We start from the raw sequence: 19,581 nt of genomic DNA, 5'->3' as shown, positions 1-19,581 counted from the left end.
TATTAATTCATATTTGGGCCCCACCTCCCCGAAGGGACCCGCCCATGCGCCTGCGCCTCGCCCGGGGCCTGCTCCTGCTCTGCCTCGCCGCCCCATGCTCTGCCGCCCGGGACCCCTGGACCCGGCAGGACACCCTCTGGGAGCTCTCGTACGTCGCCGTCGTGGCCATGGACTGCAGCCAGAGCCGCCAGATCGAGGACGGGGGCCGCTACGAGCGCAACCCCCTCCTGCCCCGCCACCCCAGCGCCCGGCAGATCACCCAGCTCTGCCTCCTGAACGCGGCCGCCCACGCGGGCATCAGCTACGCCCTGCCCCGCCCCTGGCGCCGGCGTTTCCAGACGGTCACGATCGCGCTGGAGGCGGCGGTGGTCACGGACAACTACGTGCGCGCGGGGCTCCGGGTGAAGTTCTGACCGGGGCGGGTGTCCTATACTGGGTCGGTCAGGAGCCCGCCCATGCCATCGACCGAGGAACGCGAAGCCCAGCCCGTGATGGAGGAACCCTGCCCCCGGTGCGGATCCCCCGTCGTGCTCCGCTACTGGAAGGGCCAGTTCTTCACCAAGTGCAAGAACGCGGGCTGCGCCTTCGGCTACGACGCCGACAACCGGGGCAACCCCCAGGCCCGGTGCGCCGCCTGCGGCACGGGCCGCATGCAGACGACGGGCCGCGGCCGGGTCTGCGCCGACTGCGGCGCGGCCGAGGGGGCCCGCCCCGCGCCTGAGCGCCCGAAGGCGGAGGCGGCCCGGCCCGAGGGCCTCGGCCCCTGCCCCAAGTGCGGCAAGGGCCAGCTGGCGGTGCGCGCCGGCGCCTACGGCACCTTCGTCTCCTGCTCGGAGCGCTGCGGCCTGACCTACTCCAGCGACGAGGCCGGCGTGCCCGAAGGCGGCGTCTGCAAGGCCTGCAAGGGCCCCGTCAAGAAGACCCAGCGCGGCTCGCGGGTCTGCGCCGTGTGCGGCACGTGGCAGGACGAGCGTCCCGCGGCCCCCCGGGCCCTGGGCGAGCCCCTGCCCCCCGCCCCGCGGCCCCCGGCGGCGTCCCCCGACGGGGCCCCGCGCCCCCCGGCGCCCAAGCCCGCCAAGTGCCCCCGCTGCGCCCAGCCCCTGAAGGCGGTCTTCACCCGGCGGCAGAAGTGGGCCTACCGCTGCGATCCCTGCCAGGCCTGGTACGACGCCTGAGGGGTCAGGGCATCCGGGAGAGGGCCAGGGGCAGGACCTCGTCCATGCGCTCCACCAGGTGGATCTCCAGCTGCTCCCGGACCTCGGCGGGTAGCTCGCCCAGGTGCCGGGCGTTGCCGGCGGGGATGATGGCCGAGCGGCAGCCCATGCGGTGGGCGGCCAGCAGCTTCTCCTTCAGGCCGCCGATGGGGAGGACCATGCCCCGCAGCGTGAGCTCCCCGGTCATGGCCACGTCGCCCCGGGCGGGGATGCCCGTCAGGGCCGAGATCAGGGCCATGGCCAGGGTGATGCCCGCGCTGGGCCCGTCCTTGGGGATGGCCCCCTCGGGCAGGTGCACGTGGAGGTCCGTGGTCTCCAGGAAGCCCGGCTCCAGGCCGAGGGCCTCGGCCCGCATGCGCACGTAGGAGAGGGCCAGGTTGGCGCTCTCCTGCATCACCTCGCCCAGCTTCCCGGTGAGGCGGAGGGTCCCCTTCCCCGGGAGGCGCGCCGCCTCGATGGTGAGGAGGTCGCCGCCGGTGGGGGTCCAGGCCAGGCCGTTGACGACGCCCGGCGGCGGTTCGGGGCCCAGGGGCTTCTCCAGGAACCGCTCGGGGCCCAGGAGCTCCGGCAGGCGCGCGCGGGTGACGACGGGATCGAAGGGGCCCTCCCCGTCCTGGAGGGTCTGACGGGCCAGCTTCCGCAGCACGGCCGAGAGCTCCCGCTCCAGCTGCCGGACTCCGGCCTCCTTGGTGTAGGCCTGGATGAGGTCCTCCAGGGCCCCCTCCTCGAAGGCGACGCCCAGGCCGCCCATGCCGTGCCGCTCCAGGGCCCGGGGCACCAGGTGGCGGGTGGCGATGGCCTTCTTCTCGCCCAGGGTGTAGCTGCTGAGCTCGATGATCTCGAGCCGGTCGTCCAGGGGCAGGGGGATCTGGTGCCGCACGTTGGCGGTGGCCAGGAAGAGCACCTGGGACAGGTCGAAGCCCACGTCCAGGTAGTGGTCCTGGAAGGCCGCGTTCTGCTCGGGGTCCAGCACCTCCAGGAGGGCGGAGCTGGGGTCGCCCCGCCAGTCGGAGCCCATCTTGTCGATCTCGTCGAGGAGGATGAGGGGGTTGCGCACCCCCCCCTTCTTGAGGAGGGAGATGATGCGCCCGGGCATGGACCCGATGTAGGTGCGGCGGTGGCCCCGGATCTCGGACTCGTCCCGCACGCCGCCGAGGGAGAAGCGCAGGAAGGGCCGGTTCAGGGCGCGGGCGATGGACCTGGCGAGGCTGGTCTTGCCCACCCCCGGAGGGCCCACGAGGCAGAGGATGGGCCCCCGCAGGGCGCCGGATCCCAGGTCCCGCAGCCGGCGCATGACGGCCAGGTGCTCCAGGATCCGCGCCTTGACCTTCTCGAGGCCGGCGTGGTCCTCGTCCAGGATCCGCTCGGCCTCGTCCAGGTCGAGGCGGTCGTCGGCGGTCTTCCGCCAGGGGAGGGCCAGGAGCCAGTCCACGTAGGTGCGGCTGACGGTGGCCTCGGCGCTCTGGGGGGGCATGGCCTCCAGGCGGTCCAGCTCCTCCAGGGCCTTGGCCTCGGCCTCGTCGCCCATCTCGGCCTTGAGGACCCGCTCCCGGAGCTGGGCGATCTCGTCCTTGCGCCCGTCGGGGAGGCCGCGCATCTTCTCCCCCAGCACGAAGGCCTTGTGCTCCTTGACCAGCGCGTCCATCTCGCCGGCCTTGTCGGCCTGGGACCGGGCCGCGAGGGTCTCGAGGATCTTCAGGAAGGTGTGGAGGCGGGGCTCGATCTCGGCCTGGTCGAGGACGGCCTGCTTGTCGCGCACGTCCGGGAGGAGCGCCGCGGCCGCGGCGTCCACGGCCTGGCCCAGGGCCATGTCGGGGTCGAGCACGAAGGAGCCGGCCGCCTCGGGGCTGCGCGCCAGGAAGCGCTCCACGGCGCCGTGGAAGGCCTCCCGCAGCGCCGCCTCCCCCGCCGCGGCGGGCTCGGCCAGGACCTCCACCTCGGCCTTCACCACGTCCCCGTCGTCCAGGTAGCGCCCCAGGCGGACCCGGGCGACGCCCAGGACCCCCAGCCGGTAGTGGCCGTCGGCGACCTCGATGAGGGACTCCACCAGGGCCAGGGCCCCGATGGCGTGCAGGGACTCCTGCTTGGGCTGGTCCTCCTTGGGGTTCCGCTGCCCCAGCAGCACGAGGTGGTCCCCGAGCTTGATGCCCAGCTCCAGGGTCCGCACCGACGCGCTCCGGGCCACCATGAAGGGCACGCGGGCCCCCGGCAGGAGCACCATCTCCCGGACGGGGATGGCGGGGAGGGTGAGGGTCTTGGGGGTCGGTTCGGTCATGGCGCCTGCCGGGCTGTTCCCCCCATCATGCCAGAGGCGCGGCCCGGACCGGCGGGACCCGGTTCAGCCCGCGGCGGGGATGGGGAGGCTCTTGACGCCCAGCTCCTTCTCCACCTGGGCGCGGGTCAGGTGGAGGGTGGCCTTGCCCGTCCGCTCCTCGCTGGGCATCTCGAACATGGGCTCCAGGAGGATCTGCTCGAGCATGGAGCGGAGGCCGCGGGCGCCCAGCTTCCGGGCCAGGGCCTGGTCCGCGATGGTGTCCAGGGCGCCGGGCTCGAAGGTGAGCTCGATGTCGTCCATCTCGAAGAGGCGCGCGAACTGCTTGGTGACGGCGTTCTTGGGCTGGGTGAGGATGGCCACGAGGGCCTCCCGGTCCAGGGGCTGGAGGGTGGCCACCACGGGGAGGCGGCCCACGAGCTCGGGGATGAGGCCGAACTTGATGATGTCCTCGGGCTCCACCAGGGACAGGAGGTTGTCCTTGTCGTTCCGGCCCGTGACCTTGGCGCCGAAGCCCACGGCCTTGGCCCGGACACGCTGCTTGATCGTCTCCTCGATACCCACGAAGGCGCCGCCGCAGATGAAGAGGACGTTGGAGGTGTCGAGCTGGATGAACTCCTGGTGGGGGTGCTTGCGGCCGCCCTGGGGGGGCACGTTGGCGACGGTGCCCTCCACCAGCTTGAGGAGGGCCTGCTGGACGCCCTCGCCGCTGACGTCCCGGGTGATGCTGGGGTTCTCGCTCTTGCGGCCGATCTTGTCGATCTCGTCGATGAAGACGATGCCCCGCTGGGCCCGCTCCACGTCGTAGTTGGCCACCTGGAGGAGCTTGGTGAGGATGTTCTCCACGTCCTCGCCCACGTAGCCGGCCTCGGTGAGGGTGGTGGCGTCGGCCATGGCCAGGGGCACGTCCAGCATCCGGGCCAGGGTCTGGGCCAGGAGGGTCTTGCCGGTGCCCGTGGGGCCGATGAGCAGGATGTTGGACTTGGCCAGCTCCACCTCCGTCCCGCCCAGGCTCTTCTGGGGGGTGAGGATCCGCTTGTAGTGGTTGTAGACGGCGACGGCGAGGCGCTTCTTGGCGCCGTCCTGGCCGATGACGTAGTCGTCGAGGAAGGCCTTGATCTCCTTGGGGCGGGCCAGGCGGGGCTCATGCTTGCCCGTCGGCTTGCCCTGGCGGCTCATGCGCAGCTGGAGCTGGCCCGCCTCAACGCATTCATTGCAGATGTAAGCGTTGGGCCCGGCGAGAAGCTGCTCGACCTCGTGGGGCGCCTTGCCGCAGAAGGAGCAGTGCTGGTCGCGCTTGGTCTTGTTCATCGAGTCTCCTTCCACCGGACCGTCCTCTCCTTCCATTGTGGAGCATGCGGGCGCGCAGCGCCCGGACCTCCGTCACTGCTGATGGACGGTGGTCAGCCCGAGGACCTCGAAGCGCTTGACTCCCGCGGGAATCTTGATCTTCACCTCGGCCCCTTCCTCCAGACCCACCAGGGCCATCCCGATGGGCGAACTGATGCTCAAGTGTTCGGGGGAATCCCCCAACTCCTCGGGCAGGACCAGTTTGTAGGTGACTTCCTTCTCGGAGTCAAGGTCCAGGAGGGTCACCCGGGTGCCGTAGGCGACCTTGTTGCGGGGCAGGCGGTCCAGGTCGAGGCTCGCCACCTCGGCGATGCGCTTCTCGAGGAGGACGACCTTGTTCTGGTACATGTCGCGCTTGGCGAGGGCCTGCTCGTACTCGGCGTTCTCCGAGAGGTCCCCCTGGGAGGCCGCGGAGGCGATCTCGCGGGGGATGTCCACCAGGAGGGCCTGCTTGAGGGCCTTCAGTTCGGTTTCGAGCTTGGCCAGGACGTGCTTGGGCATGTGCTTTCCGTTGCGGAGGGCCGGGAGCGGGGTCCCGGCCGGGACGGTGGTGGGGAACAGCCTTATAAAAAAAAGGGGCGCCTCGGGGGCGAGGCGCGGACCCCAAATCCTAGCAGAATCCCTCCCCGCCAGGGCAAGCATTCCCTAAACGGCATCCTTGTAGATTTTAGAGATGACGGCCAGCTGTTCAGGCGTCAGATCGAGGCCGAACTCGGCCCGGGCCAGGGCCGGCAGGTCGGCCAGGGCAACCGGCCGCGGCGGCGCCCCCGGGGCCTGCCAGGTGAGGCCCCGGAGGGCCCGGCGCCCCCCGGGCGCGGTCCTCTGCATCGTCAGGGTCAGCCGGAACCGGCTTTCCGGGTAGGTGGCGGTGAAGTGGCTGGCCATCTTCCAGTCCACGAGGAGGACGCGCCCGGGCTGGAGGTCGTAGATCCCGGCCCAGCCCCCGCCCAGATCGGCGCGGAGGCGGCGGGGCCCTTCCCCCGGCTCCAGCTGCCAGGTTTCATCGAACCTGCGGACGGGCGCGCCCGCCATGGGCACCGGGCCCAGCAGGCCATCGGACCCGAAGCCCACGTCCACGAGCCACGCCTGTCCGTCTGCTTCCACCTCCAGCACCCCGTGGGTCCGGGGGAGGGTCACCCCCTCGGGGGCCCCCCGGACCACCCGGGCCTCCCGGAGGGCCACCGGAAAGCCCAGGCGCTCCAGGATGGCGCCGAACAGGAGGTTCTGCTCGAAGCAGTAGCCCCCGCGCCGCCGGTCCACGAGCTTGGCGGCCAGGGCCGCGGGGTCGAGCTCGACGGGCACCCCGGCGAGGGGATCCAGGTTCTCGAAAGGGATGATTGCCACATGGGCCAGGCAGAGGGCCTCCAGGCAGGCCAGGTTGGCCTCGAGCGGCCCCCGGTAGCCGATGCGGCGCACATAGGATGGAAGGTCCACCTGTTCCCCGGGATCGAGCACCATCGGCATTCGTGTTCCTCCGTCTGGCCACGGTCTCATGATCAACAAGTTTTCGGAGAAGTGATTTCCGCAACAGCCAAAAGGCCATACACTGGCGTTTCAGATTTTCGGATGGAAAGGTCCTTTGATGAACCTGGGAATCGTACGTTCCGCCTTACTGGTCATGGTGTCCAGCCTGGCCTTCGCCGCCCAACCCGCTGGCCCGGATGACGCCTGCTTCGCCTGCCACGGCCGGAAGCCCGCCGCCCATGCCAAGGGCCCCCAGGCGCCCTTCGTGGACAAGGGCAAATTCGAAGCCTCCATCCACGGCGGCAACGGCTGCACCAGCTGCCACGCGGACGTCGACCTGGGCACCCACCCGGGCAAGAAGTCCTCGCCGGTCGCCTGCGCCTCCTGCCACGAAAAGCCCGCCAAGACCTACGAGGCCAGCGCCCACGGCAAGGCCCGCAAGGCCGGCAACACCGGCGCGGCCAGCTGCGCCGAGTGCCACGGCACCCACGACATCATGAAGGCCACCGCGGTCGGATCCCCGGTTCGGCGCGAGAACCTCCACACCACCTGCGGCATGTGCCACCCCGAGGTGGTGAAGGACATCGAGGCCTCGGTGCACGGCAAGGCCACGGCCGCCGGCGTCCTGGAGGCCCCGGTCTGCACGGACTGCCACTCGGACCACGCCCTGGAGAGCCTCAAGAGCGCCAGCCCCATCAAGGTCTCCCAGCAGGTGTGCAGCCGGTGCCACGGCTCCTCCCGCATGAACGCCAAGTTCGACCTGCCTGACGACCGCGTCACCACCTTCTTCGAGAGCTACCACGGCATGGCCGCCAAGATGGGCTCCCCCAACGCGGCCAACTGCGCCAGCTGCCACGGCTACCACCTGGTGCTGCCCGCCTCCGACGAGCGCTCCACCATCAACAAGGCCAACCTCGTCGCCACCTGCGGCAAGTGCCACCCCAACGCCAACGAGAAGTTCAGCTTCGGCAAGATCCACCAGGACAAGAAGGCCGTCGCCGACCTCAGCTCCAAGGTGGACCACTGGGTCCGGGCCATCTACATGTCGATCATCTTCGGGACGATCGGCTTCATGGCCGTCCACAACTTCCTGCTCCTCCGCCGGAAGGCCATGGCCTCCCTGCGCGATCCCAACCGCACTGTCGTCCGCATGAACGTCGCGGCCCGCATCCAGCACCTGATGCTGGCCTCCAGCTTCATCTTCCTCGTGGTCAGCGGCTTCGCCCTGAAGTACCCCAACAGCTGGCTGGGCTGGTGCATGGGCTCCAGCGAGGTGGTCCGCCGCATCGGCCACCGCGTCGCGGCCGTGGTGATGATCACCGGCGGCTTCATCCACCTGTTCTACATCTTCACCCGCGACGGCCGGAAGTTCGTGAAGGACATGCTCCCCGAACTGAAGGACGCCACGGACATCCTGGCCCAGTTCAAGTACCTCCTCGTGCCCGGCTCCCCCAAGCCCCAGTTCAAGCGCTTCGGCTACCCCGAGAAGATGGAGTACTGGGCCGTGGTGTGGGGCACGATCCTGATGGGCGCCACGGGCGGACTCATCTGGTTCAAGATGTACTTCACCCGCTGGATGCCCCGCTGGATCGTCGACGTCTCCATCACCGTCCACTACTACGAGGCGATCCTGGCCACCCTCGCCATCATCGTCTGGCACTTCTACTTCGTGTTCCTGGACCCCGAGGTCTACCCGGTCAACTGGGCCTTCCTCGACGGCAAGATCACCCCCCACCACCAGCACGAGGAGCACCCCCTCGAGCCGATGGAGGGCCTGCCCACCCACGGCGACCCCGACGAGAAGTAGGCCGGACCCGGCACCCGCCGGCCTCCAGGAGAACCGGACAGCTCCCAGCTGTCCGGTTTTTTTTGCCGCGGGCACCCGGGGCTCCAGGATTTATTCAGTGTTTATATACTCTCCCCATTTTTTAATCAGACTTGGCGCGTAACATTGAACACATCAAAATCTGAGGCGATTGTTTACCCGGGCGTCGACATTTTCCGAGTCGACTTCAAAAGTAATTTATATTCGAACGCCTGGATCGGCAGTATAGTTGGACCGTAAACACGTCTTTACACCCTTTGCCCGGCCTGAGGTCCCCACACGGAATGTCCCGGACGCCGAATCAGCCCCCCTGGCTTCGCCCTGAGTTGCCCCGGGAGGGCCGCTACGTGCGGGGCCCCCTGCTCGGCAAGGGGGGGATGGGCGAAGTGCTGGAGGCCTGGGACGTGGTCCTCTGCCGGACGGTGGCCCTGAAGAACCTGCGGGACCTGGACCCCACGGCCATGATCCGCTTCGTCCACGAGGCCCAGATCCAGGCCCGGGTCGTCCACCCCAACATCTGCAGGATCTACGACATCGAGTCGTCGGACGCCAACCTGCGCATCGCCATGCAGCTCATCCGGGGCCCGAACCTGGAACAGGTGGCTCGCCAGCTGAGCGTCCCGGAGGTCGTGGGGATCCTCGCCCAGGTGGCCGAGGCGGTCCACGCGGCCCACCGCGTCCACCTGATCCACCGGGACCTGAAGCCCTCCAACATCCTCCTGGAACGCCATGCGGACGGGCGATGGATCCCCTACATCTGCGACTTCGGCCTGGCCGTGTCCATGGACGAGCCGGCCCTGACCCAGAGCCAGACCGTTCTCGGCACCCCCGCCTACATGGCCCCGGAGCAGCTGGAAGGGGCCCGGGAGCAGGTCGGCCCGCCCACGGATGTGTACGCCCTCGGGGGCACCCTCTACTATTGCCTCGTCGGCGTGCCCCCACCCCCGCCGGGCCTCCGGGACTCCCGCCGGACGAAGACCGGGCTGCCCCGGGACCTGGAGCTCATCCTGCGCACCTGCCTCGCCCGGGACCCCGCCCGGCGCTACCCCACGGCCGCCGCCCTGGCCGAGGACCTGTGGCGTTTCCAGCACCGGGAGCCGGTCCAGGCCTGGGTACCCAACCGGCGGCCCGGTTTGTCCCGCCTGCCCCGCCATGGGCGGATCGTCCTGGCCGCGGCCGCCTCCACCCTCCTGGCCGTCACGACCGTGGCCGCGGCCCTCCACTGGGCGGACCGCCGCGCCCTCCTCGCCGCCCACGATCAGAGCGTGACGACGCTCCGGGAGATGGAGGGGGCCGTCGACGCCTTCCACGCCGAGGAGGCCCTGCCCCCCCATGACATGCGACCCGCCCGGGCCCACGTGAAGGCGCGCCTGGAGGCGCTCCTGCGCCGCATGCCCGGCGCCAGGGACCCCTTCCTGCGGGCGGGGTGGTACGCCGTGGGCCGGTACCGGATGGCGCTGGGGGATTACCGCGGCGCGGCCCAGGCCTTCCAGCAGGCCCGGCGGCCCGGCGATATGGATGAGGCCTTCCAGCGGCAAGTGAACGAGGCCCGCCTGGGCGCCCTCCTTGAGGGGCTGGACGCCGCGGCCCCGGGGCTGGTTCCGGCGGACGAGCCCGTGCCGGTCAGCTCCCTGGATCCCCTGCGGACCCTGATCCGCCACGCGGAGCAGCGGGACCTGGCGGCGGCCGTCCAGACCCTGCCGTTGATCCCCGACGGAGCGATCCGGGCGCCGCAGGGCTGGGCGTCCCACCTGTTCTGCGCCCTGGGGCGCCAACGGTACCGGGCGGGGGATCCGGACGGCGCCGGGGAGGCCTTCGCCCAGGCGGTAGCCCTGGCCCGGCAGAGCGCCGCCAGCTGGCCCAGCGGTGCCAAGTACAGCCATGCCCTCGCCCGGGCCGCCCTGGCCCAAACCGAATTCCTCCTGGAGGAGGGGCGACCCACCGACGAGGGCCTCGCCCTCATCCACGGCTGGGTCCACCAGGGGCTCCGCCTGGACCCCTCCGACCCGGACCTGCAGGAGGATTTCCTGGCGGGCCACGTCCTCCAGGCGCGGCGGCTCCTCCTGCGCGGCGAGGACCCGGGCCCCGAAGTCGAGGCGGCCCTCGCCTATGCGGACACCCGGATGAAGGAGGACGGCCGCCCCCGCACCCGGGCCCAGCGCATGCTGCTCCACCTCACCCAGGCCCAGTTCGCCGTGCGCCGGGGCCGCGATCCCTGGCCGCCCCTCGTGGAGGCCCTGCGCACCGCCGAATCCGGGCCCTTCTTCCTGAGGGACCACCTGACCGGGGCCCTCCTGCTCAAGGCGAGCCTGGAGGCCGGCCAGGGCCGGGATCCCCGCCCGACCCTGGAGGACGGCCTGGAGCGGTTGAAGCAGGCCCGGAACAGCTGGCGGGACCGGGAATCGGAAGCCCGCCTCTGGCTGGCCCGGGCCGACTATGAACGGGCCCAGGGCCTGGACGACCGCCCCAGCCTGGACGCCGCGGAGGCCGCCGCCGGCGAGGCCCTGCGCGCCTTCCCCGCGGCCCCGGGCCCCAGCGCGGTCAAGGCCCTCGCCCTCCTGCGGCGCATGGAGCGCGAACCCGGCCGCCGCCAGAGCCTCCTGCCTGCCGCCCGCGTTTTCGCGCGCGCGGCCCTGCGGGGTCCCCAGGACCCCGCCATCGCCTCCCGCCTGGGCGGTCTCTCTGGAGGGACGCCATGAACCGGCCCACCCGCATCCTGTACCTGGAGGACCAGCCCCTGGACGTGGAGCTGGTGAAGGCCACGCTGGCCTCCGATTATGTCGACTGCGACCTGGCCTGGGTGAATGGGCGGGACGCCTACCTTTCCGCCCTCCAGGACCCCTGGAACTACGACGTCCTCCTGGTGGACTACAGCCTGCCGGACATCGGCGGGGACGAGGCGCTGGAGATCGCGCGCCGCACGGCCCCCGACCTGCCCTTCATCTTCCTGTCGGGCCACATCGGCGACGAGCGGGCCGTGGAGTGCCTCCGCCGGGGCGCCACCGACTACGTGCTCAAGACCAACCTGCCGCGCCTGGCCCCCGTCGTGAGCCGGGCCCTGGAGGAGGCGCGGGAGGCCGCCGCGCGCAAGGCGGCCGAGGCCTCCCACGCGCGGGTCGCGGCCCTCCTGCGGGCGGCCCTGGAGAGCACCTCCGAGGGCATCCTCGTCGTCGACCTCGCGGGCCGGATCTCGGCCTACAACCGCAAGTTCCTGTCCATGTGCGGCATCCCCGAGTTCGTCATGGCCCCCATGCAGCTGGACGGGGTGGTGCAGTACCTGGACGGCCAGTTCGGCGACGCCAGCGCCCTGCTGGAGGAGGTCCGCCTGCTCAAGAACCAGTCGGATCGGGAGGCCGGCGGCGTCCTGGCCCTGCCCGGGAACCGCACCATCCGCGAATCCAGCCGGCCCCACAAGATCGGCCCGGAGACCGTGGGCCGCGTGCTCAGCTTCCAGGAGGCCGCGCCCCGGGAGACCCCCCAGGAGCTGCTGAAGGGCGTCGGCGGAGGCCGCTCCGCCTTCACCGCGGCGGCCCTGGCGGCCCGCATCGTGCCCTGGGTGCTGCAGGGGGAGCGGGTGATCATGCCCGACGCCGGCCCGGGCATCCTCGGCCTGGAGAAGGCGCCCGAGGACCTGGCGGACCTGGTGGCCCTCCTCCACCCCGACGACGTGCGCTTCTTCCAGGAGGCCCTGGAGCGCAGCCTCAACGTGGGGTTCAGCGCCCGCATGCGGCGCCGGGACGGGAGCTGGGTCTGGACCCGGTGGAGCGTGGATCGCGGCATGGAGGGCTACCGGGGCTCCATCCAGGAGATCGTCGAGGAGGCCTGGCGCCGGGACCGGGAGCTGGAGCGCCGCCAGATGGCCGGCGCCCGCCTCGCCACCCAGGCCCTCGCCTGGCGTACCCTCGGCCCCCTCCAGGATGCCCTGGAGGCCCTCCGGGAGCTGCGGAGCGGCAAGGCCGAACCCGCCGCCCTGGACCGGGCCACGAACCTGCTCGAGACCGCGGCCGCCACCCTCGCCCAGGCCCGGGACCTGGCCGCCCAGGACCTGCCCGCCGCCCAGCCTCTGGATCCCGATCTGTTCATGGAGCGGTTCCTGCCCATGGCCCGGATCCTGGCCGGGCCGGAGTGCCCCGTGAGCTTCCAGCCCGCCGGCAACCTGCCGCCCGTCGCCCTGGACCCGGCCCAGATGCGCGCGGCCCTGGGGGCCCTCGTGGAGAACGCCCGGGAGGCCATGGGGGGACGGGGCCCCATCCGCCTCGCCACCCGCCTCCTCTTCCCCCGGGCCCACCGGCCCGGAAGCTTGCCCGGCCCCATGCGCACCCGGGTGATCCTCGAGGTGCAGGACGAGGGCCCCGGCATTCCCCCGGCCCTCCGGGAGCGGGTCCTGGAGCCCTTCTTCACCACCGGCCCCGACGCCCAGCGCGGTGGCCTCGGCCTCACCCGGGCCCGGGAGACCGCCCTGGCCCATGGGGGCTCCCTGCAGTTGGACTGCCCCCCCGAGGGCGGTACGGCGGTGCGCATCCTCCTGCCGGCCCTGGCCTGACGCCGCGTCCGGGATGGGGCGTCCGGTCCTGGCCGCCCCGCCACGACGGAGCGCCCGGAGGTTCACCCCGCCCTCGCCTACGCGAGGGCCGCTTCGACCCGGACGAGGGGCAGGACCTGCGCCAGGTCCGCGGGGGCGACGCCCACGAGGAAACCCCGGCTCCCGCCGTTGATCCAGGCCCGGTCCAGGGCGAGGATCGAGGCTTCCACGTAGACGGGCATGGCCTTCCGGGTGCCCAGGGGGCTGGTGCCTCCCACCAGGTAGCCCGAGTGCTTCTGGGCCACCTCCGGCTTGCAGATCTGCACGGTTTTGCAGCCGATTTGCCGGGCGAGAGCCTTCGTGCTCACCTCCCGGTCGCCGTGCATGAGGACGACCAGGGGCTTGCCCCCCTCGTCCTCCAGGATCAGGGTCTTGATGACAGCGTGCTCGTCGACGCCCAGGGTCCGGGCCGCCACGGCCGTGCCCCCGTGGTCTTCGTAGGGGTACAAGTGCTCCGCATAGGGGATCTTGCGCTCCTTCAAAAGGCGGGTGGCGGCGGTGGAGGGGGCCTTGGACATGCTTCAAGTATGTTGCATGCCGCCCGGAAATGTGCCACCGTGGTCGGACCGATGGAGGAGCGATCCCCATCAGTACGGCGAGGGAGGGGGATGGCCCCGGTGATCTCGCCCGAAAGGGGAGGATCGCCGAAGGGGAAGCGCCCCATTTGCGCCAACCCCTGGACGTACGGGCTAATACCCGGCGGCTGTCGTGGAGGCGACCCCTCCACGGAGTGCCTGAGGACGACGACCCGGCCGGCTGGCCGGGAAGGGGTCAAGGGTCTTCATCCGGATGCATGGAGAGCCCTATGGAAACCCACCCCACCCCAAGGAACGACCAGGCCCTTCCCGGAGGTGCCCGATGATCGTCATGAAGTTCGGCGGCACCTCCGTCCAGGACGCTTCGGCCATGCGGGAGGTGGCCGCCCTGGCCCGCGCGGCGGCGGACCGCGCCCCCCTCATCGTCCTGTCGGCCACGGCCCGGACCACCGACGCCCTCTTCGAGGCCGCCACCCGCGCCGAGCAGGGTGACCTGGCCGGGGCCCTGGAGCTCCACGCCGCCCTGCTGGACCGGCACCGGGGCATCGCCCAGGACCTGCTGCCCGCGGGGGTCCCCGCCAGCCTCCAGGCCGCCCTGGACGACCTCGGCCGCGAACTGGACCTCCTCCTCCGGGGCGTGGCCCTCCTCCGGGAGCTCTCGCCCCGCAGCATGGACGCCATCGCCAGCCTCGGGGAGCGGCTCAGCACCCGGATCTTCGCCGCCTTCGCCGGGGCGGCCTGGGTGGACGCCAGGACCGTCCTGCACACGGACGCCGTCTTCGGCTGCGCCCGCCCCCTGCCGGACCTGGAGGCGCGCTGTGCCGAGCTCCTGGCCCCCCAGCTGGGCCCGGGCCGCATCGTCGTCACCCAGGGCTACATCGGCGCCACGCCCCAGGGCCTCACCACGACCCTCGGCCGGGGCGGCAGCGACTTCAGCGCCGCCCTCTTCGGGGCCGCCCTCGGGGCGGAGGACATCCAGATCTGGACCGACGTGGAGGGGGTGCTCACCGCCGACCCCCGCATCGTCACGGCGGCCCAGCCCATCGCCGAGCTGGGGTTCGCGGAGGCCGCGGAGCTGGCCGCCTTCGGCGCCAAGGTGCTCCACCCCGCCACCATCCAGCCGGCGGTGGAGAAGGGCATCCCGGTGACGGTGCGCCACGCCCGGCGCCCCCAGGGGCGCTTCACCACCATCACCGCCGAGGTGCGCACGGGCCGCCCCGTCACCGCCCTGGCCCACCGGGGGCCCGTCTCGGTCCTGACCGTGGCCTCGGCGCGCATGCTCAACCAGAGCGGCTTCCTCGCCAAGCTCTTCGACGTCTTCGCCCGCCACAAGGTGAGCGTGGACCTCATCTCCACCGCCGAGGTGAGCGTCTCCCTCACGGTGGAGGGGGACGCCCCGCTCGGGCCGCTCGTGGCGGACCTGGAGACCTTCGCCACCGTGGGCATCGCGACGGGCCGCGCCATCGTGGCGGTCGTGGGGGAGCGCCTCAAGCACACCGCGGGCATCACGGGCCTGGCCTTCGGGGCGCTCCGGGACGTGAACGTGGAGATGATCAGCATGGGCGCCAACGAGATCAACCTCAGCATCGTGGTCCGGCAGGAGGACGCGAAGGAGGCCGTGAAGCGCCTCCACGGCGCCCTCATCGAAGGGGGGCTGGCATGAGCGCGGTCCGAACGACGATCGGCATCTTCGGCCAGGGGCGCCTCGGCGCCGCCATCGCCCAGGCGGCGGCCGCCGCGCCGGACCTGGAGGTGGTCTGGACCGTGGACGGCCCCGCCGACCCGCCCCCGGTGGACGTGGCCCTGGACGCCAGCACCGCCGCGGCCGTGCCCGCGCACCTGGAATGGGCCCTGGCCACGGGCAGCGGCCTCGTCATCGGCGCCACGGGCTGGGAGCTCCCGGACCTGGCGGCCCGGGTCGGGGACCGCATCGGCGTGCTCACGGCCCCCAACTTCAGCCTGGCCGTGGCCCTCATGGCCCGCCTCGCCAAGGTCCTGGGGCGCTTCGCGGCCCTGGATCCGGAGCTGGACCCCTACCTCCTCGACCATCACCACCGCCTCAAGGCCGACGCGCCCAGCGGCACCGCGCGCCGCCTCGCGGCCGCCCTCATGGAAGGCTGCCCCCGCAAGACGGAGACCACCTCGGGGACGGCCGCCCCCCACCAGCTCAGCCTCGCCGTCCTCCGCGCCGGCGCCGAGTTCGGCACCCACACCGTGGGCCTGGACGGCCCCGCGGAGACCCTCACCCTCACCCACCAGGCCCGGAGCCGCCTGGTCTTCGCCCAGGGCGCCCTCCGCGCGGCGCGCTGGCTGAAGGGGCGGAAGGGGCTCCACACCTTCGACGCCTGCGCGGCCGAAACCCTCGACCCCCTCTTCGGAGACCTGTCATGACCTTCACCGGCCTCTGGGTGGCCCTCGCCACCCCCTTCACCTCCACCGGGGACGTCGATCTCCCCGCCTTCCGGCGCCTGGTGCGCCACGTGGCCGCCGGCGGCGCCGACGGCGTCGTCGTCCTCGGATCCACCGGCGAGGCCGCCACCATCCTCGACCCCGAGCGGGACGCGCTGGTGGAGGCCTGCCTGGAGTCGGCGGGCCCCATGGGCGTCGTCGTGGGCACCGGCTCCAACGCCACCCGACAGACAGCCGAGTGGACCCGCCGCGCCCAGGCCCAGGGCGCCCGGGGCGCCCTCGTGGTGACGCCCTACTACAACAAGCCCACCCCCGAAGGCCTCCGGGCCCACTACGAGGCCGTGGCCTGGGCCGCCCCCGGCCTGCCCCTCATCGCCTACAACGTGCCGGGCCGGACGGGGCTCAACCTGACCCCGGCCGCCCTCGCGGGCCTCTGGGAGAACCCCCAGGTGGCCGCCGTGAAGGAGTCCAGCGGCAACCTGGCCCAGATCGCCGAGATCGCCCGCACCCTGCCGCCGGGGAAGATCCTCCTCTCCGGCGACGACAACCTGGCCCTCCCCTCCATCGCCGTGGGCGCCTCGGGCCTGGTGAGCGTGCTCGGCAACGCCGTGCCGCGGGAGACCGCCGCCCTCGTCCGGGCCGCCCTCGAGGGGCGCCGCGCCGAGGCCATCGCCCTCCACCAGGCCCTCCTCCCCCTCATGGACGCCCTCTTCGCGGAGAGCAACCCCATCCCCCTCAAGGCGGCCCTCGAGCGCCTGGGCCTCTGCGGCAGCACCCTTCGCCTCCCCCTCACGTCCGCCTCCCAGGCCACCCGGGATCGGCTGGCCAGCCTGCTGCCCGCGGGAGGTGCCGCGTGACCGGCCTGCGCGCCTTCTATGACCGGCCCCTGGAGGCGATCCTGGCCGACCCGGACCTCCCCGGGGTCTTCCCCGCCTTCCTGGATGCCCTGGAGGCCGGAACGGTCCGTGCGGCCGAACGATCCGAGGACGGGACCTGGCGGGCCAACCCCTGGGTCAAGACCGCCATCCTCGCCGGCTTCCGCGTTTCCGCCACCCGGGAGATCCCCGGCTGGCCCGGGCCCAGCTTCGACCGCGAGGCCTTCCCGCCCCGCGCCCTCGCCCTGGAGGACGGCGTCCGGCTCGTGCCCGGCGGATCCGCCGTGCGGCGAGGCGCCCACGTGGCCAAGGGGGTGGTGATCATGCCCCCCGCCTACGTCAACGTGGGGGCCTTCGTGGACGAGGGCAGCATGGTGGACAGCCACGCCCTGGTGGGCAGCTGCGCCCAGGTGGGCAAGCGCGTCCACCTGTCCGCCGGCGTCCAGGTGGGCGGCGTCCTCGAACCGGCGGGGGCCCTCCCCGTGGTGGTGGAGGACGAGGCCTTCGTGGGCGGCCTCTGCGGCCTCTTCGAGGGGGTGGTCGTCTCCCGCCGGGCCGTCCTGGCCCCCGGGGTCCTCCTCACGGCCTCCACCCGGATCTTCGACCTGGTGAACGAGCGGGAGCTGAGCCGCGTGGTGCCCGAGGGCGCCGTCGTGGTCCCCGGCTCCCGGCCCGGGCCCGGGGCCTTCGCCCTCAACCGCCGCCTCTGCGTGAGCGCGCCCTGCATCGTCAAGTACCGCGACGCGCGCACCGACGCCGCCACGGCCCTCGAGGAGGCCCTGCGATGAGCGGGACCGGCGCCGGACCGGCCCCCGCCGACCGGCTCTCCCACCTCCGGCCCAGCCCCATCCGCGCCATCGCGGAGGGCGCCCCCGCCGACGCCGTCCCCATGGGCCTGGGGGAGCCGGGCTGGGACCTGCCGGCCCCGGCCGCCGAGGCCCTGGCCTCGGTGGCGGGACCCTGCGCCTACGGCCCCAACGCGGGCCTTCCCGAACTCCAGGAGGCCGTCGGGGCCTTCCACGGCGAGCCCGCGGCCCGCGTGCTCCTGGCCTGCGGGAGCCAGGGCGCCCTCTTCGCCCTCGTCCAGGCCTGGGCGGGCCCCGGGGACGAGGTGCTCGTCCCCGATCCGGGCTTCCTGGCCTACCCCGCCCTCGCGCGGATGGCCGGGGCCGTCCCCGTCCCCTACGCCCTCGCCCCGGACTTCTCGCTGGACCCCGGCGCCTTCGCGGAGGCCCTGGACCGCGCCCCCCGGGCCCGGCTCGCCCTCGTCAACCACCCCGGCAACCCCACCGGGGCCGGCGCCTCCCGGGAGGCCCTGGCCGCGGTCGCCGCCGCCTGCGAAGCCCGGGGCGTCCTCCTCGTCTCGGACGAGGTCTACCGGGACCTGCACCTGGGGCCGCGCGCCCCGGGCCTGCGGGACGTGACGGCGGGGGGCGTCGTCCTGGGCTCCGTCAGCAAGGCCTGGGGGGCCCCCGGCCTGCGGGTGGGCTGGGCCCTCGGCGCGCCCGAGCTGCTGGCGCCGGCCCGGCTCGTCCACGCCTACATGGTCACCGCGCCGGCCCGCACGTCCCAGCTGGCCGCCCTGGCCCTGCTCCGGGCCTCCGGCGCCGTGCTCGCGGAGGCCCGGGCCCACCTCCAGGTCCGGTGGGAGGCCTTCTCCGGCGCCTGGGCGGAGGCCTTCGGCGCGGCCCCCGCGCCGGGCGCCGGAGGCTTCTACCACTGGCAGCCCCTGCCGCCGGGCGCCGATCCCATGGCCTTCTGCCTCCGCCTCCGGGACGAGGGCCGGGTCATCGTCGTGCCCGGCCACGCCTTCGGGGAACGGGGGCGCGGCCACGTCCGCATCAGCTACGCGGGCGACCCCGGGCGCATCCGGGAAGGCGTGGCGCGCCTCGCGCCCTTCTGGAGGACCGCATGAACCTCTTCAGCCTGGACGACGCCGCCCTGCTCCGCCTCGCGGAGGGGGGCACGCCGCTCTTCGCCTACAGCCTCGGCGCGGCCGAGGCCCAGTACCGGCGGCTCCGGGCCGCCCTGCCGGCCCGGGTCCGCCTCGCCTACGCGGTGAAGGCCAATCCCCACCCCGAACTCCTGGCCCGTTTCGCGGCCCTGGGCGCGGCCTTCGACTGCGCCTCGGCCGGGGAGCTGGCCCGGGTGCGGGACCTGGCCCCGGGCCGCATCTTCTACGCCGGGCCCGGCAAGCGGGATGAGGAGCTGCGCCTGGCCCTGGAGCTGGGCGTCCGCATCCAGGCCGAGGGCTGGGAGGACCTGGAGCGCCTGGAGCGCTTCGCCACGGGCCCCGTGGCCGTGAACCTGCGGGTGCACCCCGCCGCCGGGGTGGAGGAGGCCAGCCGCATCATCGGCGGCACCGGGCCCTCCGCCTTCGGGGTGGACGAGGAGGACCTGCCCGCCCTGCTCGCGCGGGCCCAGGGCCTGCGGCGCGTGGCCATCCGCGGCCTGCACGTGTTCGCGGCCAGCAACGAGCGGGACGCCTCCCGCCTCCTGGCCACCCACGCCCACGTCCTGGCCATGGCCCGGGACCTGCAGGCGCGGCTCGGCGTCCCCCTGGAACAGGTGGACCTGGGCGGAGGCCTGGGGATCCCCTACGCCGAGGGCGAGGCGGAGCTGGACGTGGAGGCCCTGGGCCGGGGCCTGGAGACCCTCCTGGGGGCCCACCCCTGGTTCACGGGCCAGCTCGTGCTGGAGCCGGGCCGCTATCTCGCGGGCCCGGCGGGCGTCTACCTGGCCCGGGTCACCCGGGTGAAGGAGAGCCGCGGGGTGCGCTTCGCGATCCTGGAGGGGGGCGTCAATCACCTGCTCCGGCCCCTCCTCACCGGCCAGCCCTTTCCCGCCCGGGCCGTCGGCAAGTCCGGCCCCCTGCGCCCCGCCACCCTCGCCGGGCCCCTGTGCACCAGCCTGGACCGCCTGGGCGACGTGGCGCTGCCGGAGCTGGTCCCGGGTGACCTCGTGGCCCTGGGCATGGCGGGCGCCTACGGCTTCACCGAGGCCATGGCCCCCTTCCTGTCCCATCCCGTTCCCCGGGAAGTGTGGGAAGCTTGA

General features: G+C 72.9%; 16 protein-coding genes and 1 riboswitch. Of the genes, 11 read left to right on the top strand and 5 right to left on the bottom strand.

What is annotated here, in order from left to right; genetic code table 11:
* The first annotated feature begins 44 nt into the window (after nucleotides 1-44).
* Nucleotides 45-413, top strand: a complete 369-nt coding sequence (locus R2J75_RS03930) for a hypothetical protein (RefSeq protein WP_243329267.1) — start codon at nucleotides 45-47, stop codon at nucleotides 411-413.
* A 42-nt stretch (nucleotides 414-455) separates the two neighbouring features.
* On the top strand, nucleotides 456-1,175 hold the full coding sequence (locus R2J75_RS03925) for a topoisomerase DNA-binding C4 zinc finger domain-containing protein (protein WP_243329266.1): 720 nt from the start codon (nucleotides 456-458) through the stop codon (nucleotides 1,173-1,175).
* 4 nt (nucleotides 1,176-1,179) lie between these two features.
* Here the strand turns inward: R2J75_RS03925 and lon are convergent, their stop codons facing one another.
* The 4 genes from lon to R2J75_RS03905 all read right to left on the bottom strand — a co-directional run bounded on the left by lon (nucleotide 1,180) and on the right by R2J75_RS03905 (nucleotide 6,300).
* Complete coding sequence (gene lon / locus R2J75_RS03920) at nucleotides 1,180-3,489, bottom strand: endopeptidase La (RefSeq protein ID WP_243329265.1); 2,310 nt, start codon at nucleotides 3,487-3,489, stop codon at nucleotides 1,180-1,182.
* 63 nt (nucleotides 3,490-3,552) lie between these two features.
* Complete coding sequence (gene clpX, locus R2J75_RS03915; protein ID WP_279341733.1) at nucleotides 3,553-4,797, bottom strand: ATP-dependent Clp protease ATP-binding subunit ClpX; 1,245 nt, start codon at nucleotides 4,795-4,797, stop codon at nucleotides 3,553-3,555.
* Between the two features lie 72 nt (nucleotides 4,798-4,869).
* Complete coding sequence (locus R2J75_RS03910; RefSeq protein WP_243329264.1) at nucleotides 4,870-5,337, bottom strand: GreA/GreB family elongation factor; 468 nt, start codon at nucleotides 5,335-5,337, stop codon at nucleotides 4,870-4,872.
* Between the two features lie 144 nt (nucleotides 5,338-5,481).
* Nucleotides 5,482-6,300: an arylamine N-acetyltransferase family protein gene (locus R2J75_RS03905; RefSeq protein ID WP_316411113.1), complete on the bottom strand. Its 819-nt coding sequence runs from the start codon at nucleotides 6,298-6,300 to the stop codon at nucleotides 5,482-5,484.
* Between the two features lie 118 nt (nucleotides 6,301-6,418).
* On the opposite strand from R2J75_RS03905, the gene R2J75_RS03900 reads away from it, so the two are divergent.
* From R2J75_RS03900 to R2J75_RS03890, 3 genes are all read left to right on the top strand, one after another.
* On the top strand, nucleotides 6,419-8,107 hold the full coding sequence (locus R2J75_RS03900; protein WP_316411112.1) for a cytochrome b/b6 domain-containing protein: 1,689 nt from the start codon (nucleotides 6,419-6,421) through the stop codon (nucleotides 8,105-8,107).
* 365 nt (nucleotides 8,108-8,472) lie between these two features.
* Nucleotides 8,473-10,824: a serine/threonine-protein kinase gene (locus R2J75_RS03895; protein WP_316411111.1), complete on the top strand. Its 2,352-nt coding sequence runs from the start codon at nucleotides 8,473-8,475 to the stop codon at nucleotides 10,822-10,824.
* Nucleotides 10,821-12,668, top strand: a complete 1,848-nt coding sequence (locus R2J75_RS03890) for a response regulator (protein ID WP_316411110.1) — start codon at nucleotides 10,821-10,823, stop codon at nucleotides 12,666-12,668. The genes R2J75_RS03895 and R2J75_RS03890 overlap by 4 nt, the downstream gene beginning before the upstream one ends.
* 77 nt (nucleotides 12,669-12,745) lie before the next feature.
* Here R2J75_RS03890 and ybaK read toward each other — a convergent pair whose 3' ends face one another.
* Entirely contained in the window at nucleotides 12,746-13,225 is a 480-nt protein-coding gene (ybaK, locus tag R2J75_RS03885; RefSeq protein WP_316411107.1) for a Cys-tRNA(Pro) deacylase, read from the bottom strand.
* Nucleotides 13,226-13,269: 44 nt separating this feature from the next.
* A riboswitch (Lysine riboswitch) is annotated at nucleotides 13,270-13,451 on the top strand.
* A gap of 114 nt (nucleotides 13,452-13,565) precedes the next feature.
* Between ybaK and lysC the strand changes: the two genes are divergently transcribed.
* Genes lysC through R2J75_RS03855 form a run of 6 tightly spaced genes read left to right on the top strand, consistent with a single transcriptional unit; the run spans nucleotide 13,566 to nucleotide 19,581 of the window.
* A complete protein-coding gene (gene lysC / locus R2J75_RS03880) occupies nucleotides 13,566-14,906 on the top strand; it encodes a lysine-sensitive aspartokinase 3 (RefSeq protein WP_316411105.1) in 1,341 nt (446 codons plus the stop codon).
* Complete coding sequence (locus R2J75_RS03875; protein WP_243329259.1) at nucleotides 14,903-15,634, top strand: 4-hydroxy-tetrahydrodipicolinate reductase; 732 nt, start codon at nucleotides 14,903-14,905, stop codon at nucleotides 15,632-15,634. The genes lysC and R2J75_RS03875 overlap by 4 nt, the downstream gene beginning before the upstream one ends.
* Nucleotides 15,631-16,509, top strand: a complete 879-nt coding sequence (gene dapA, locus R2J75_RS03870; RefSeq protein ID WP_243329258.1) for a 4-hydroxy-tetrahydrodipicolinate synthase — start codon at nucleotides 15,631-15,633, stop codon at nucleotides 16,507-16,509. Before R2J75_RS03875 ends, dapA begins: the two co-directional genes overlap by 4 nt.
* Nucleotides 16,506-17,315, top strand: a complete 810-nt coding sequence (locus R2J75_RS03865) for a 2,3,4,5-tetrahydropyridine-2,6-dicarboxylate N-succinyltransferase (RefSeq protein WP_243329257.1) — start codon at nucleotides 16,506-16,508, stop codon at nucleotides 17,313-17,315. Before dapA ends, R2J75_RS03865 begins: the two co-directional genes overlap by 4 nt.
* Nucleotides 17,312-18,442, top strand: a complete 1,131-nt coding sequence (locus R2J75_RS03860) for a pyridoxal phosphate-dependent aminotransferase (protein WP_243329256.1) — start codon at nucleotides 17,312-17,314, stop codon at nucleotides 18,440-18,442. The genes R2J75_RS03865 and R2J75_RS03860 overlap by 4 nt, the downstream gene beginning before the upstream one ends.
* Nucleotides 18,439-19,581: an alanine racemase gene (locus R2J75_RS03855; protein WP_316411104.1), complete on the top strand. Its 1,143-nt coding sequence runs from the start codon at nucleotides 18,439-18,441 to the stop codon at nucleotides 19,579-19,581. The genes R2J75_RS03860 and R2J75_RS03855 overlap by 4 nt, the downstream gene beginning before the upstream one ends.

This window comes from Mesoterricola sediminis (assembly GCF_030295425.1).
Taxonomy (GTDB): domain Bacteria; phylum Acidobacteriota; class Holophagae; order Holophagales; family Holophagaceae; genus Mesoterricola; species Mesoterricola sediminis.
Note: the sequence above shows the minus strand (reverse complement) of the source record. Positions and strands in the feature narration are given on the sequence as shown.